Raw genomic sequence first — 14,634 nt, 5'->3', positions numbered from 1 at the left:
TCATGGCAGATTACCAGGGCAAAAAAGTCGTTATCATCGGGTTGGGCCTTACCGGCCTCTCCTGCGTGGACTTTTTCCTTGCGCGTGGCGTGACGCCGCGCGTGATGGATACGCGCGTCTCTCCGCCGGGTCTGGACAAGCTGCCGGAGCAGGTTGAACGCCACCTGGGTGGTCTGAATGATGAGTGGCTGCTGGTCGCCGATCTGATTGTTGCCAGCCCGGGCATGGCGCTGGCGCATCCTTCGCTGAGTGCCGCGGCGGATGCAGGCGTTGAGATTGTTGGCGATATCGAACTGTTCTACCGGGAGGCGCAGGCCCCGATCGTTGCCATTACCGGTTCAAACGGTAAAAGCACCGTCACCACCCTGGTGGGTGAGATGGCGAAAGCGGCGGGCAAAAATGTCGGCGTGGGCGGTAACATTGGTCTGCCCGCGTTGATGCTGCTCGATAAAGGGTGTGAGCTGTTTGTACTTGAGCTTTCCAGCTTCCAGCTGGAAACCACTTCAAGCCTGCATGCGGCGGCGGCGACGATCCTTAATGTCACCGAAGATCATATGGACAGATACCCGTTCGGCTTGCAGCAGTACCGCGCGGCCAAGCTGCGTGTCTATGAAAATGCCAAAGTCTGCGTGGTGAATGCCGATGATGCACTCACCATGCCGGTGCGTGGCGCAGACGATCGCTGCATTAGCTTCGGTATTAACATGGGTGACTATCACCTTAACCGCCAGCAGGGCGAAACCTGGCTGCGGGTGAAAGGTGAGAAGGTGCTGAACGTGAAAGAGATGATGCTCTCCGGCCAGCATAACTACACCAACGCGCTGGCGGCGCTGGCGCTAGCGGATGCCGTTGGCCTGCCGCGATCTTCAAGCCTGAAGGCGCTGACCACCTTTACCGGCCTGGCTCACCGTTTTCAGCTGGCGCTGGAACACAACGGCGTACGCTGGATTAACGATTCCAAAGCGACCAATGTGGGTAGCACCGAGGCGGCATTGAACGGTCTGCACGTTGAAGGCACACTGCATCTGCTGCTGGGCGGCGACGGTAAATCAGCCGATTTCTCCTCGCTGAAGCAGTACCTCAACGGTGACAACGTGCGCCTTTATTGCTTTGGCCGCGATGGCAGCGAGCTTGCGGCGTTGCGTCCTGAGGTCGCCGAACAAACCGAGACCATGGAACAGGCGATGCGCCTTATCGCCCCCCGCGTGAAGCCCGGCGATATGGTGCTGCTCTCGCCAGCCTGTGCCAGCCTCGATCAATTTAAGAATTTCGAACAGCGGGGCGATGTCTTTACCCGCCTGGCGAAGGAGTTAGGCTGATGCGTTTATCTCTCCCTCGCCTGAAAATGCCGCGTCTGCCAGGGTTTGGTATCCTGGTATGGCTGTTTACGGCGCTGAAAGGCTGGGTGATGGCTTCACGGGATAAAGATTCCGACAGCCTGATTATGTACGACCGCACGCTGTTCTGGCTCACGCTGGGGCTGGCTGCGACCGGCTTTATTATGGTCACCTCGGCGTCGATGCCTGTCGGACAGCGTCTGGCAAACGATCCGTTCCTGTTTGCCAAGCGTGACGGGCTGTACATCATTCTCGCGTTCTGCCTGGCAATGATCACCTTACGCCTGCCGATGTCGTTCTGGCAGCGGCACAGTACGGCCATGCTTATCGCCTCAATCATCATGCTGTTGATCGTTCTGGTCGTCGGGAGCTCCGTTAACGGGGCATCACGCTGGATCGCCTTTGGTCCGCTGCGTATTCAGCCTGCAGAGTTCACCAAGCTTTCGTTGTTCTGCTACCTGGCAAACTACCTGGTGCGTAAAGTCGACGAAGTTCGTAACAACCTGCGCGGCTTCTTAAAACCGATGGGCGTGATTCTGGTGCTTGCGATCCTGCTGCTGGCGCAGCCCGACCTCGGTACGGTAGTCGTACTGTTTGTCACTACGCTGGCGATGCTGTTCCTGGCGGGAGCAAAACTGTGGCAGTTCATTGCCATCATCGGGATGGGGATTTCGGCAGTGGTGCTGCTGATCCTCGCCGAACCATACCGTATCCGCCGTGTGACCTCGTTCTGGAACCCATGGGAAGATCCGTTCGGCAGCGGTTATCAGCTGACACAGTCGCTGATGGCGTTTGGCCGCGGCGAAGTCTGGGGCCAAGGCCTGGGCAACTCGGTGCAAAAACTGGAGTATTTACCGGAGGCGCATACCGACTTCATCTTCTCCATTATTGGGGAAGAACTGGGTTATATCGGTGTGGTATTGGCGCTATTAATGGTATTCTTCGTCGCTTTCCGCGCCATGTCGATTGGCCGTAAAGCGCTGGAGATCGATCACCGCTTCTCCGGTTTCCTGGCCTGCTCAATTGGTATCTGGTTTAGCTTCCAGGCACTGGTAAACGTTGGGGCCGCAGCGGGTATGCTGCCGACCAAAGGTCTGACGTTGCCGTTGATCAGTTATGGTGGTTCGAGTCTGTTGATCATGTCGACGGCCATCATGTTTTTGTTACGCATAGATTATGAAACGCGTCTGGAGAAAGCTCAGGCGTTTACACGAGGTTCACGATGAATCAACCGAAGCGGTTAATGGTGATGGCAGGCGGGACCGGCGGACACGTGTTCCCGGGACTGGCGGTTGCGCACCATTTAATGGAACAGGGCTGGCAGGTACGCTGGCTGGGAACCGCAGACCGCATGGAAGCCGACCTTGTACCTAAACACGGTATCGAGATCGACTTTATTCGTATTTCTGGCCTTCGTGGCAAAGGGATCAAGGCGCTGCTGCTGGCGCCGGTGCGCATTTTCAATGCCTGGCGTCAGGCGCGCGACATTATGAAGCGCTTTAAGCCTGACGTCGTTCTGGGCATGGGCGGCTACGTTTCCGGTCCGGGAGGACTGGCGGCGTGGTCACTGGGCATCCCTGTTGTTCTGCATGAGCAGAACGGTATTGCCGGGTTGACCAACAAATGGCTGGCAAAAATCGCCACCAAAGTTATGCAGGCCTTCCCCGGGGCATTCCCGAAAGCCGATGTCGTAGGGAACCCGGTGCGTGTGGACGTGCTGGCGCTGCCGCTGCCAGATGCACGTCTGGCGGGCCGAGAAGGGCCGGTGCGCGTGCTGGTTGTCGGCGGTTCCCAGGGCGCACATATTTTAAACCAGACGATGCCACAGGTTGCGGCAAAACTGGGTGATGCGGTGACCATCTGGCACCAGAGCGGGAAGGGCGCTCAGCAGAGCGTTGAGCAGGCTTACGCGCAGGAAGGTCAGCCGCAGCATAAAGTGACTGAATTTATTGATGATATGGCCGCAGCCTATGCCTGGGCCGATGTCGTGGTCTGTCGTTCGGGTGCGCTGACGGTGAGCGAAATCGCCGCCGCCGGTTTGCCAGCGCTGTTTGTGCCGTTCCAGCACAAAGACCGACAGCAGTACTGGAATGCGCTGCCGCTTGAGAAAGCGGGTGCCGCAAAAATTTTTGAGCAGCCACAATTTACCGCTGATGCGGTCGCCACTACCCTGGCGGGCTGGAACCGGGATGTATTACTGGAGATGGCGCAACGCGCACGCGCGACCGCTATCCCGGATGCAACGGAACGGGTGGCAAAAGAAGTGAGCCTGGCAGCCCAGGCATAATTCTCGCAGCGCGTGTTGCGCTGCACGATTTTTTTGAAGTAGTCGATGGCGTTTAGAGAATGAATACACAACAACTGGCAAAACTGCGTTCTATCGTGCCCGAGATGCGTCGCGTCCGGCACATTCACTTTGTCGGCATCGGTGGTGCTGGCATGGGCGGTATTGCCGAAGTGTTAGCTAACGAAGGCTATCAGATCAGCGGGTCTGACCTGGCGCCAAACCCTGTTACGCAGCAGCTGGCGTCGCTGGGGGCGACTATCTATTTCAATCATCGCCCGGAAAACGTGAGCGATGCGAGCGTGGTTGTAGTGTCCAGCGCGATCTCCGCGGATAACCCGGAAATCGTTGCGGCGCATGAGGCGCGCATTCCGGTGATCCGTCGCGCGGAAATGCTGGCTGAACTGATGCGTTTCCGTCACGGCATTGCGGTGGCCGGTACGCACGGTAAAACCACAACAACAGCGATGGTCTCCAGCATTTATGCGGAAGCGGGTCTCGACCCAACGTTCGTTAACGGTGGTCTGGTGAAAGCCGCTGGCGTGCATGCGCGTCTGGGCCATAGCCGTTATCTGATTGCGGAAGCGGATGAGAGCGACGCGTCGTTCCTGCATCTACAGCCAATGGTGGCTATCGTCACCAATATCGAAGCTGACCATATGGATACCTACCAGGGCGACTTCGAGAACTTAAAGCAGACCTTTATTAACTTCCTGCACAACCTGCCGTTCTATGGCCGTGCGGTGATGTGCGTGGACGACCCGGTGATCCGCGAGCTGCTGCCGCGCGTCGGGCGTCAAATTACCACCTACGGCTTCAGCGAAGACGCTGATGTACGCGTGGAAGATTATAAGCAGATCGGTGCGCAGGGACATTTCACCCTGGCACGCCAGGATAAAGAGCTCCTGCATGTCACCCTGAACGCGCCGGGACGTCACAATGCCCTGAATGCGGCGGCGGCGGTGGCTGTTGCAACGGAAGAAGGCATTGATGATGAGGCGATCCTGCGCGCGCTGGAAAGCTTCCAGGGAACGGGCCGTCGCTTCGACTTCCTGGGTGAGTTCCCACTGGAGCCAGTAAACGGTAAGCCAGGTTCTGCGATGCTGGTCGATGACTACGGTCACCATCCGACGGAGGTGGACGCAACCATCAAAGCGGCACGCGCGGGTTGGCCGGAAAAGAATCTGGTCATGATCTTCCAGCCGCACCGTTACACACGTACCCGCGATCTGTATGACGATTTTGCCAACGTCCTTTCGCAGGTCGATACCCTGCTGATGCTGGATGTTTATGCCGCGGGCGAAGCGCCGATTCCGGGCGCGGACAGTCGGTCTTTATGTCGTACCATCCGCGGACGCGGTAAAGTGGACCCTATCCTGGTCCCCGACCCGGTGCAGGTAGCTGAAATGCTTGCCCCGGTCCTGACGGGTAACGATCTGATCCTGATTCAGGGTGCGGGAAATATCGGCAAAATCGCCCGTACCTTAGCTGAAATCAAACTGAAGCCGCAAACTCAGGAGGACGAGCGTCATGGCTGATAAGATTGCTGTCCTGTTTGGCGGCACTTCCGCCGAACGCGAGGTTTCTCTGAATTCGGGCGCTGCCGTGCTGGCGGGCCTGCGTGAAGGTGGCGTGGACGCGCATCCGGTTGATCCGAAAGAGGTGGACGTTACGCAGCTGAAAGCGATGGGCTTCGATAAAGCCTTTATCGCGTTGCATGGCCGCGGCGGTGAAGACGGCACGTTGCAGGGGCTGCTGGAGCTGATCGGTATGCCGTACACCGGCAGTGGCGTGATGGCATCCGCTATCTCCATGGATAAACTGCGCAGCAAACTGCTGTGGCAGGGGGCGGGTCTGCCCGTTGCGCCATGGGTTGCACTGACGCGCCGTGAATTTGAATTGGGCTTGTCGGACAGCGTTAATACACGCATTGCGGCACTGGGCTTACCGGTTATTGTGAAGCCTAGCCGTGAAGGGTCGAGCGTGGGAATGTCCAAAGTTGATAAAGCTGTAGATTTGGCTGACGCTTTAGCTCTGGCATTTCAACATGATGAAGAAGTTCTGATTGAAAAATGGCTTAGCGGGCCGGAATTTACCGTCGCGATGCTTGGTGAAGAAATTTTACCGTCAATTCGCATCCAACCCGCCGGAGTCTTCTATGATTATGAGGCGAAGTATCTCTCTGATGAGACGCAATATTTCTGCCCAGCTGGCCTTGAAGCACAACGTGAAGCGGAATTACAGTCTCTGGTGCTTAAAGCCTGGAATGTTTTGGGATGCCGAGGCTGGGGACGAATTGATGTGATGCTTGACGGTGACGGGCAATTTTATCTGCTGGAAGCAAACACGTCTCCGGGTATGACCAGCCATAGCCTTGTGCCGATGGCGGCGCGTCAGGCGGGAATGAGCTTCTCGCAATTAGTCGTACGTATTCTGGACCAGGCGGGCTGATATGTCTCAGGCTGCGTTGAACACGCGCAACCGCGATGACGAAGAAGAATATTCTTCTTCGCGCCGGAGTAATGGAACGCGTCTTGCAGGGATTATCTTCCTGCTCGGGGTGCTGTGCACCGTGTTTATCAGCGGCTGGATGGTGCTGGGCTGGATGGAAGACGCACAGCGGTTGCCGCTGTCGAAGCTGGTAGTGACCGGAGAGCGTCACTACACGCGTAACGATGACATTCGCCAGTCAATTCTGGCGCTGGGGTCGCCTGGCACCTTTATGACGCAGGACGTCAACATTATCCAGAGCCAGATTGAACGTCTGCCGTGGATAAAACAGGCGAGTGTCAGAAAGCAATGGCCTGATGAATTGAAGATTCATCTGGTTGAATATGTGCCGATTGCGCGTTGGAATGATCAGCATATGGTTGACGTAGACGGAAATTCGTTCAGCGTCCCGAGCGATCGTGTCAACAAGCAGAATTTACCGATGTTGTATGGCCCGGAAGGCAGCGAAAACGAAGTATTGCAGGGTTTTCGTGAGATGGGGCAGGTGCTGGCTAAGGATCGCTTTACGTTAAAAGATGCTGCGATGACGGCGCGCCGTTCCTGGCAGCTGACCTTAACGAATGGCATTAAGCTCAATCTTGGCCGCGGCGACACAATGAAACGTCTGGCGCGTTTTGTAGAACTTTACCCGGTTTTACAGCAGCAGGCGCAGACGGATGGCAAACGGATAAGCTACGTTGATTTGCGCTATGACTCAGGCGCAGCAGTCGGTTGGGAGCCGGCTCCGGTCGAGGAACCTAATCAGCAACAAAATCAGGCACAGGTACAGGCAGAACAACAATGATCAAGTCGACGGACAGAAAATTGGTAGTAGGACTGGAGATTGGCACCGCGAAGGTTGCCGCTTTGGTAGGGGAAGTTCTGCCCGACGGTATGGTCAATATCATTGGCGTGGGCAGCTGCCCTTCCCGTGGTATGGATAAAGGTGGGGTAAACGACCTTGAGTCGGTGGTGAAATGCGTTCAGCGCGCCATCGACCAGGCTGAATTGATGGCAGATTGCCAGATTTCCTCTGTCTATCTGGCTCTTTCTGGTAAGCACATCAGCTGCCAGAATGAAATCGGTATGGTGCCGATTTCTGAAGAAGAAGTGACGCAGGAAGACGTTGAGAACGTTGTCCACACGGCGAAATCTGTGCGTGTTCGCGACGAGCACCGTGTGCTGCATGTGATCCCGCAAGAATACGCGATCGACTACCAGGAAGGTATCAAGAATCCGGTCGGTCTGTCGGGCGTACGTATGCAGGCAAAAGTGCACCTGATCACATGTCACAACGATATGGCGAAGAACATTGTAAAAGCCGTTGAACGTTGTGGCCTGAAAGTTGACCAACTAATTTTCGCCGGACTTGCCGCGAGCTATTCCGTGCTGACCGAAGACGAACGTGAACTGGGCGTCTGTGTGGTCGATATTGGTGGTGGTACAATGGACATGGCTGTCTATACCGGCGGTGCGTTGCGCCACACCAAAGTGATCCCGTACGCCGGGAATGTGGTGACCAGCGATATCGCTTACGCCTTTGGTACGCCACCGAGCGATGCAGAGGCGATTAAAGTGCGCCACGGTTGCGCGCTGGGCTCTATCGTCGGCAAAGACGAGAGCGTTGAAGTGCCGAGCGTAGGCGGTCGACCGCCGCGCAGCCTGCAACGCCAGACGCTGGCAGAGGTAATTGAGCCGCGTTATACCGAGCTGCTCAACCTGGTCAACGAAGAGATTTTGCAGTTACAGGAACAGCTTCGCCAGCAGGGTGTGAAACATCATCTCGCGGCGGGGATTGTATTAACCGGCGGGGCAGCGCAAATTGAAGGTCTTGCGGCCTGCGCTCAGCGCGTGTTCCATACGCAGGTGCGTATCGGTGCGCCGCTGAATATCACCGGTTTAACGGATTATGCCCTGGAGCCGTACTATTCAACGGCGGTGGGCCTGCTGCACTACGGGAAAGAGTCCCATTTAAGTGGTGAGGCAGAGGTGGAAAAACGCGTCTCGGTGGGGTCGTGGGTCAAACGACTTAACACCTGGCTGCGAAAAGAATTTTAATTTTTTTAAGAGACCGGAGAGAATTAGCGGTCTCGGGCGACAGGCACAACGGAGAGAGAGATTATGTTTGAACCTATGGAATTAACCAACGACGCGGTGATTAAAGTCATCGGCGTCGGTGGCGGCGGCGGTAACGCCGTAGAACACATGGTGCGCGAGCGCATCGAAGGTGTTGAATTCTTCGCGGTGAACACCGATGCGCAGGCACTGCGTAAAACGGCTGTTGGCCAGACGATTCAGATCGGTGGTGGCATCACTAAAGGTCTGGGAGCAGGGGCTAACCCGGAAGTGGGCCGCAACGCGGCTGAAGAAGATCGTGAAGCGCTGCGCGCTGCACTGGACGGTGCAGACATGGTCTTCATCGCAGCGGGTATGGGCGGCGGTACAGGTACCGGTGCAGCACCCGTTGTGGCGGAAGTCGCTAAAGATTTAGGTATTCTGACCGTTGCTGTCGTGACCAAGCCTTTCAACTTTGAAGGTAAGAAGCGTATGGCTTTCGCGGAGCAGGGTATCACCGAGCTGTCCAAGCATGTGGACTCTCTGATTACCATCCCGAACGACAAGCTGCTGAAAGTGCTGGGTCGCGGTATCTCTCTGCTGGACGCCTTTGGCGCGGCAAACGACGTGCTGAAAGGCGCGGTTCAGGGTATTGCTGAACTGATTACCCGTCCTGGCCTGATGAACGTCGACTTTGCAGACGTTCGCACCGTGATGTCCGAGATGGGCTACGCGATGATGGGCTCTGGCGTGGCGAGCGGTGAAGACCGTGCGGAAGAAGCCGCTGAAATGGCGATCTCTTCTCCACTGCTGGAAGATATCGATCTGTCTGGCGCGCGCGGCGTGCTGGTCAACATTACCGCTGGCTTTGACCTGCGTCTGGATGAGTTCGAAACCGTGGGTAACACCATCCGTGCATTCGCCTCTGACAACGCGACCGTTGTTATCGGTACGTCCCTTGACCCGGAAATGAACGACGAACTGCGTGTGACTGTTGTGGCCACCGGTATCGGTATGGACAAGCGTCCTGAGATCACCCTCGTGACCAACAAACAGACTCAGCAGCCGGTGATGGATCGTTACCAGCAGCACGGTATGTCGCCTCTGACTCAGGAGCAAAAACCGGCTGCGAAAGTGGTGAACGACCCGACTCCACAAACGGCAAAAGAGCCAGATTATCTGGATATCCCGGCGTTCCTGCGTAAGCAAGCTGACTAAGAATTGGCTGGAATTTGGGGATTTGCGCTCTTTGTGCTAAACTGGCCCACCGTTAGTGATATACACTCTCGGTTGGATAGTTAATTTGGCGAGATTATACGATGATCAAACAAAGGACACTTAAACGTATCGTTCAGGCGACGGGTGTCGGTTTACATACCGGCAAGAAAGTCACACTGACGTTACGCCCTGCGCCGGCCAATACCGGGGTCATCTATCGTCGCACCGACTTGAATCCACCGGTAGATTTTCCGGCCGATGCCAAATCTGTGCGTGATACTATGCTCTGTACTTGTCTGGTGAACGAGCATGACGTGCGGATTTCTACCGTAGAGCACCTGAACGCCGCCCTGGCGGGTCTGGGTATCGACAACATTATGGTTGAAGTCGATGCGCCAGAAATCCCGATCATGGACGGGAGTGCTGCTCCGTTCGTTTATTTGTTGCTGGATGCCGGCATCGAAGAACTGAACTGCGCGAAGAAATTTGTTCGCATTAAAGAGACCGTTCGCGTCGAAGATGGCGACAAATGGGCTGAATTCAAACCGTACAATGGTTTCTCGTTGGACTTCACCATCGATTTTAACCATCCTGCGATTGACTCCAGCACCCAGCGCTATGCGATGAACTTCTCTGCGGATGCGTTCATGCGTCAGATCAGCCGAGCACGTACCTTCGGCTTTATGCGTGATATCGAATATCTGCAATCCCGCGGCCTGTGCCTGGGCGGCAGCTTCGATTGTGCCATCGTTGTTGACGATTATCGCGTACTGAACGAAGACGGCCTGCGTTTTGAAGATGAATTTGTCCGTCACAAAATGCTGGACGCGATCGGCGACCTCTTCATGTGTGGTCACAACATCATTGGTGCCTTTACCGCGTTTAAATCCGGTCATGCACTGAACAACAAACTGTTGCAGGCCGTCCTGGCAAAACAGGAAGCCTGGGAATATGTGACCTTCGAAGACGAAGCTGAACTGCCGCTGGCGTTCAAAGCCCCGACTATGGTCCTGGCGTAACGGTTAAAGCCGTTTCGTAAGAAAAGCGACTGGTTCACCTGGTACTCTCTCCGACCAGGGAAGCCAGTCGTTTTTATTTCTGCCCTTTCTGGATTTGTCTCTCTCACCCCTGGCCTGTGTTGGGTGCCAAATAACGGTGTGTTCGCTGCATTAATGACCGTTTTTACCTGCTGCAAGGTGTCATTCCTGCTGTCGTGTATTGGCTTTAGTGGTAATATCTGGGCGCTAAAAAAGAATAACTGAACTCAGCCTGCACTGGCGGGCGAACGTGGTGGAGCAAGTGAGCGGAATACTGACGCGCTGGCGACAATTTGGCAGACGTTACTTCTGGCCGCATCTCTTATTGGGGATGGTCGCGGCGAGTCTCGGCTTGCCTGTGCTCAGCAACAGCGCAGACGCGGCAACCCCAGCACGTTCCACGACGACCAAGCACGATCTCACCACGCGGGTTAACTTCACTAATCTCGCATGGCTTGAAGCCAGCCGTCGTCCCAATTTCTCCGTTGATTACTGGCAGCAACACGCGATTCGCACGGTTATTCGCCATCTGTCGTTCGCGATGGCGCCGCAGACGATGCCTGTTGCTGAAGAAACGCTGCCGGTCCAGGCTCAGCACCTTGCTCTGCTCGATACGCTCAATGCGCTTCTGACGCAGGACAACCAGCCGCCTGTGACCGTGAGTCAGACGGCGCAAACTGCTTTTGTTTCCCCCGCATCCTTCTCTGTTTCGACCTGGATTAGCCAGGTTCACGGCATCCGTGCCGGGCCTCAACGCCTCAGCTAAATTAATCTTTTTCAATACCTTAATTTATCTGCCCGACTGGGGCGTTTGAGAATTTATTATGCTAATCAAATTATTAACCAAAGTTTTTGGTAGTCGTAACGATCGTACCCTGCGCCGCATGCGCAAAGCTGTGAACGTCATCAACGGTATGGAACCGGCGATGGAGAAGCTCTCTGATGATGAACTGAAAGCAAAAACCGCGGAGTTCCGTGCGCGTCTGGAGAAAGGCGAAACCTTAGAAAGCCTGATCCCGGAAGCCTTTGCCGTAGTACGTGAGGCCAGTAAACGCGTGTTCGGCATGCGTCACTTCGACGTGCAACTGCTGGGCGGGATGGTGCTCAACGAGCGCTGCATCGCGGAAATGCGTACCGGTGAAGGTAAAACCCTGACTGCAACGCTGCCGGCTTACCTGAATGCGCTGACGGGTAAGGGCGTTCACGTTGTTACCGTCAACGACTATCTGGCGCAACGCGACGCCGAAAATAACCGTCCACTGTTCGAATTCCTCGGCATGACCGTGGGCATTAACATGTCCGGTCTGCCGGCACCTGCCAAGCGTGAAGCGTACAACGCGGACATCACCTACGGCACCAACAACGAATACGGCTTCGACTACCTGCGTGACAACATGGCGTTCAGTCCTGAAGAGCGCGTCCAGCGTAAACTGCACTATGCGCTGGTGGATGAGGTTGACTCCATTCTGATCGATGAAGCGCGTACCCCGCTGATCATCTCCGGCCCGGCCGAAGACAGCTCCGAGATGTACCGTAAAGTCGACAAAATCATTCCACACCTGCTGCGTCAGGAGAAAGAAGACTCCGATACTTTCCAGGGTGAAGGTCACTTCTCCGTGGATGAAAAAGCGCGTCAGGTCAACCTGACCGAACGCGGCCTGGTGAAAATCGAAGAGCTGCTGGTGGCTGAAGGCATTATGGAAGAGGGCGAGTCTCTGTACTCCCCGAGCAACATTATGCTGATGCACCACGTAACGGCTGCACTGCGCGCGCACGCCCTGTTCACCCGCGACGTTGACTACATCGTTAAAGACGGTGAAGTCATCATCGTCGATGAACACACCGGTCGTACCATGCAGGGACGTCGCTGGTCCGATGGTCTGCACCAGGCCGTGGAAGCGAAAGAAGGCGTGGATATTCAGAACGAAAACCAGACGCTGGCCTCCATCACCTTCCAGAACTACTTCCGTCTGTACGAGAAGCTGGCGGGGATGACCGGTACCGCAGATACCGAAGCGTTTGAGTTTAGCTCCATCTATAAGCTGGATACCGTGGTAGTACCAACCAACCGTCCAATGATCCGTAAGGATATGCCGGACCTGGTATACATGACCGAAGCGGAAAAAATCCAGGCGATCATCGAAGATATTCGCGATCGTACCGCGAAGGGCCAGCCGGTTCTGGTGGGGACCATCTCCATCGAGAAATCTGAAGTGGTGTCTAACGAGCTGACCAAGGCGGGCATCAAGCACAACGTGCTGAACGCCAAGTTCCACGCTAAAGAAGCAGATATCGTTGCGCAGGCGGGTTACCCGGCTGCCGTAACCATCGCTACCAACATGGCGGGTCGTGGTACCGATATTATGCTCGGCGGTAGCTGGCAGGCCGAAGTGGCCGAGCTGGAAAACCCAACCCCGGAGCAAATCGCGCAGATCAAAGCCGACTGGCAGGTGCGTCACGACGCGGTGCTGGCATCCGGTGGTCTGCACATCATTGGTACCGAGCGTCATGAATCTCGTCGTATCGATAACCAGCTGCGCGGTCGTGCGGGCCGTCAGGGTGATGCCGGTTCTTCCCGCTTCTATCTGTCCATGGAAGATGCGCTGATGCGTATTTTCGCCTCTGACCGTGTGTCCGGCATGATGCGTAAACTGGGCATGAAACCAGGCGAAGCGATCGAGCACCCGTGGGTTACCAAAGCGATTGCCAACGCCCAGCGTAAAGTAGAAAGCCGCAACTTCGACATTCGTAAGCAACTGCTGGAATATGATGACGTTGCCAACGACCAGCGTCGTGCAATCTATACCCAGCGTAACGAACTGCTGGACGTGTCCGACGTGAGCGAAACCATCAACAGCATTCGCGAAGATGTGTTCAAAGCCACTATCGACGCGCACATTCCACCGCAGTCTCTGGAAGAGATGTGGGATATCGAAGGCCTGCAGGAACGTCTGAAAAACGACTTCGACCTCGAACTGCCAATCAAAGAGTGGCTGGACAAAGAGCCTGAGCTGCACGAAGAGACCCTGCGCGAGCGTATCTACGAAACCGCGCTGGACGTCTACAAGCGTAAGGAAGAAGTGGTTGGCGCTGAGATGATGCGTCACTTCGAGAAAGGCGTAATGTTGCAGACCCTGGACTCCCTGTGGAAAGAGCACCTGGCGGCAATGGACTACCTGCGTCAGGGTATCCACCTGCGTGGTTATGCGCAGAAAGATCCGAAGCAGGAGTACAAGCGTGAATCCTTCTCCATGTTTGCTGCCATGCTAGAGTCGCTGAAGTATGAAGTCATCAGCACTCTGAGCAAAGTTCAGGTGCGTATGCCGGAAGAAGTGGAAGCGATGGAGCAGCAGCGTCGTGAAGAAGCTGAGCGTCTGGCACAGATGCAGCAGCTGAGTCATCAGACCGATGAGAGCGAAGCCGCAGCGGCAATCGCAGCGCAGACGGGCGATCGTAAAGTCGGTCGTAACGATCCGTGCCCATGCGGTTCCGGCAAAAAATACAAGGCGTGCCACGGCCGCCTGAGCTAAGAACATAACAAACCGAAAAGGCGCAGATATCTGCGCCTTTTTTATGGACGTGACATGATGAAAACACTGCAAATTGCTGTCGGGATCATTCGCAACCCGCAAAACCAGATCTTCATTACCCAACGTGCCGCCGATGCGCATATGGCCAACAAATGGGAATTCCCCGGCGGGAAAATCGAATCAGGTGAAACGCCGGAGCAGGCGCTGGTGCGTGAGCTTCAGGAAGAGGTGGGGATCACCCCGCTTGACGCAACGCTGTTCGATAAGCTGGAGTACCAGTTTCCGGACAGGCACATCACGCTCTGGTTCTGGCTGGTGGAAAACTGGGAAGGTGAGCCATGGGGAAAAGAGGGGCAGCCGGGTAACTGGATTGAGCTTCAGGCCAGCGATGCGGAAAAATTCCCGCCTGCCAATGAGCCTGTGATCCTCCGGCTGGTCGCACAACCGTAGGCCTGCTAAGCGAAGCGCCAGCAGGCTTTTAATGTTACTGCTGGTTTTCGCTCCAGTCATCGCTATCCGAGAGATCGCCTTCGCTCGGAATGCGTTTCTCTTCCGCCGCCCATTCGCCCAGGTCTATAAGTTGACAGCGTTTGCAGCAGAATGGGCGAAATGGACTCACTTCTCCCCAGACGACAGTTTTCCCACAGGTTGGGCAGTTTACGGTGGTTACGTCAGACATCGGC

General features: G+C 55.7%; 13 protein-coding genes. 12 read left to right on the top strand and 1 reads right to left on the bottom strand.

What is annotated here, in order from left to right:
- Positions 1 to 2 precede the first annotated feature (2 nt).
- The 12 genes from murD (at position 3) to mutT (ending at position 14,401) form a co-directional block, all read left to right on the top strand.
- Positions 3 to 1,319: a UDP-N-acetylmuramoyl-L-alanine--D-glutamate ligase gene (gene murD / locus ACOTX2_RS14390; RefSeq protein ID WP_063148359.1), complete on the top strand. Its 1,317-nt coding sequence runs from the start codon at positions 3 to 5 to the stop codon at positions 1,317 to 1,319.
- Positions 1,319 to 2,563, top strand: coding sequence for a cell division protein FtsW (gene ftsW, locus ACOTX2_RS14385; RefSeq protein WP_022647044.1), 1,245 nt, complete (start codon positions 1,319 to 1,321; stop codon positions 2,561 to 2,563). The genes murD and ftsW overlap by 1 nt, the downstream gene beginning before the upstream one ends.
- The gene (gene murG, locus ACOTX2_RS14380; RefSeq protein ID WP_063148361.1) at positions 2,560 to 3,624 is read left to right on the top strand and encodes an undecaprenyldiphospho-muramoylpentapeptide beta-N-acetylglucosaminyltransferase; all 1,065 of its coding nucleotides are present in this window, start codon (positions 2,560 to 2,562) and stop codon (positions 3,622 to 3,624) included. The genes ftsW and murG overlap by 4 nt, the downstream gene beginning before the upstream one ends.
- A 59-nt stretch (positions 3,625 to 3,683) precedes the next feature.
- Complete coding sequence (gene murC / locus ACOTX2_RS14375) at positions 3,684 to 5,159, top strand: UDP-N-acetylmuramate--L-alanine ligase (protein ID WP_022647046.1); 1,476 nt, start codon at positions 3,684 to 3,686, stop codon at positions 5,157 to 5,159.
- Positions 5,152 to 6,072: a D-alanine--D-alanine ligase gene (locus ACOTX2_RS14370; RefSeq protein ID WP_023330111.1), complete on the top strand. Its 921-nt coding sequence runs from the start codon at positions 5,152 to 5,154 to the stop codon at positions 6,070 to 6,072. The genes murC and ACOTX2_RS14370 overlap by 8 nt, the downstream gene beginning before the upstream one ends.
- A gap of 1 nt (position 6,073) precedes the next feature.
- On the top strand, positions 6,074 to 6,916 hold the full coding sequence (ftsQ, locus tag ACOTX2_RS14365; RefSeq protein WP_003856342.1) for a cell division protein FtsQ: 843 nt from the start codon (positions 6,074 to 6,076) through the stop codon (positions 6,914 to 6,916).
- Positions 6,913 to 8,169, top strand: a complete 1,257-nt coding sequence (gene ftsA / locus ACOTX2_RS14360; protein WP_421625930.1) for a cell division protein FtsA — start codon at positions 6,913 to 6,915, stop codon at positions 8,167 to 8,169. Before ftsQ ends, ftsA begins: the two co-directional genes overlap by 4 nt.
- Before the next feature lie 63 nt (positions 8,170 to 8,232).
- The gene (gene ftsZ / locus ACOTX2_RS14355; protein WP_022647048.1) at positions 8,233 to 9,384 is read left to right on the top strand and encodes a cell division protein FtsZ; all 1,152 of its coding nucleotides are present in this window, start codon (positions 8,233 to 8,235) and stop codon (positions 9,382 to 9,384) included.
- Between the two features lie 101 nt (positions 9,385 to 9,485).
- Positions 9,486 to 10,403: a UDP-3-O-acyl-N-acetylglucosamine deacetylase gene (gene lpxC, locus ACOTX2_RS14350; RefSeq protein ID WP_003856337.1), complete on the top strand. Its 918-nt coding sequence runs from the start codon at positions 9,486 to 9,488 to the stop codon at positions 10,401 to 10,403.
- 280 nt (positions 10,404 to 10,683) lie between these two features.
- Positions 10,684 to 11,187 (top strand): secA translation cis-regulator SecM, encoded by a 504-nt coding sequence (secM, locus tag ACOTX2_RS14345; RefSeq protein WP_032677334.1) that lies wholly within the window; start codon positions 10,684 to 10,686, stop codon positions 11,185 to 11,187.
- A gap of 58 nt (positions 11,188 to 11,245) precedes the next feature.
- Positions 11,246 to 13,951 carry a preprotein translocase subunit SecA gene (secA, locus tag ACOTX2_RS14340; protein ID WP_022647050.1) on the top strand — a complete coding sequence of 902 codons (2,706 nt, stop codon included), beginning with the start codon at positions 11,246 to 11,248 and terminating at the stop codon, positions 13,949 to 13,951.
- A gap of 57 nt (positions 13,952 to 14,008) precedes the next feature.
- Positions 14,009 to 14,401 carry an 8-oxo-dGTP diphosphatase MutT gene (gene mutT, locus ACOTX2_RS14335; RefSeq protein ID WP_032621758.1) on the top strand — a complete coding sequence of 131 codons (393 nt, stop codon included), beginning with the start codon at positions 14,009 to 14,011 and terminating at the stop codon, positions 14,399 to 14,401.
- A gap of 34 nt (positions 14,402 to 14,435) precedes the next feature.
- Here mutT and yacG read toward each other — a convergent pair whose 3' ends face one another.
- Complete coding sequence (gene yacG / locus ACOTX2_RS14330; RefSeq protein ID WP_003856332.1) at positions 14,436 to 14,630, bottom strand: DNA gyrase inhibitor YacG; 195 nt, start codon at positions 14,628 to 14,630, stop codon at positions 14,436 to 14,438.
- Positions 14,631 to 14,634: the final 4 nt, after the last annotated feature.

The organism is Enterobacter cloacae complex sp. IR5412, assembly GCF_049237385.1.
GTDB classification, from domain to species: domain Bacteria; phylum Pseudomonadota; class Gammaproteobacteria; order Enterobacterales; family Enterobacteriaceae; genus Enterobacter; species Enterobacter intestinihominis.
The sequence above is the reverse complement of the archived record's forward strand: the minus strand, read 5'-3'. Positions and strand labels throughout refer to the sequence as shown.

Excerpts from the sequence above, each read along its gene's own strand:
- ftsZ (WP_022647048.1), top strand. The coding sequence starts at position 8,233 with ATGTTTGAACCTATGGAATTAACCAACGACGCGGTGATTAAAGTCATC.
- ACOTX2_RS14370 (WP_023330111.1), top strand. The coding sequence starts at position 5,152 with ATGGCTGATAAGATTGCTGTCCTGTTTGGCGGCACTTCCGCCGAACGC.
- murD (WP_063148359.1), top strand. The coding sequence starts at position 3 with ATGGCAGATTACCAGGGCAAAAAAGTCGTTATCATCGGGTTGGGCCTT.
- yacG (WP_003856332.1), bottom strand. The coding sequence starts at position 14,630 with ATGTCTGACGTAACCACCGTAAACTGCCCAACCTGTGGGAAAACTGTC.
- secA (WP_022647050.1), top strand. The coding sequence starts at position 11,246 with ATGCTAATCAAATTATTAACCAAAGTTTTTGGTAGTCGTAACGATCGT.
- murC (WP_022647046.1), top strand. The coding sequence starts at position 3,684 with ATGAATACACAACAACTGGCAAAACTGCGTTCTATCGTGCCCGAGATG.
- mutT (WP_032621758.1), top strand. The coding sequence starts at position 14,009 with ATGAAAACACTGCAAATTGCTGTCGGGATCATTCGCAACCCGCAAAAC.
- ftsQ (WP_003856342.1), top strand. The coding sequence starts at position 6,074 with ATGTCTCAGGCTGCGTTGAACACGCGCAACCGCGATGACGAAGAAGAA.
- murG (WP_063148361.1), top strand. The coding sequence starts at position 2,560 with ATGAATCAACCGAAGCGGTTAATGGTGATGGCAGGCGGGACCGGCGGA.
- ftsW (WP_022647044.1), top strand. The coding sequence starts at position 1,319 with ATGCGTTTATCTCTCCCTCGCCTGAAAATGCCGCGTCTGCCAGGGTTT.
- lpxC (WP_003856337.1), top strand. The coding sequence starts at position 9,486 with ATGATCAAACAAAGGACACTTAAACGTATCGTTCAGGCGACGGGTGTC.
- ftsA (WP_421625930.1), top strand. The coding sequence starts at position 6,913 with ATGATCAAGTCGACGGACAGAAAATTGGTAGTAGGACTGGAGATTGGC.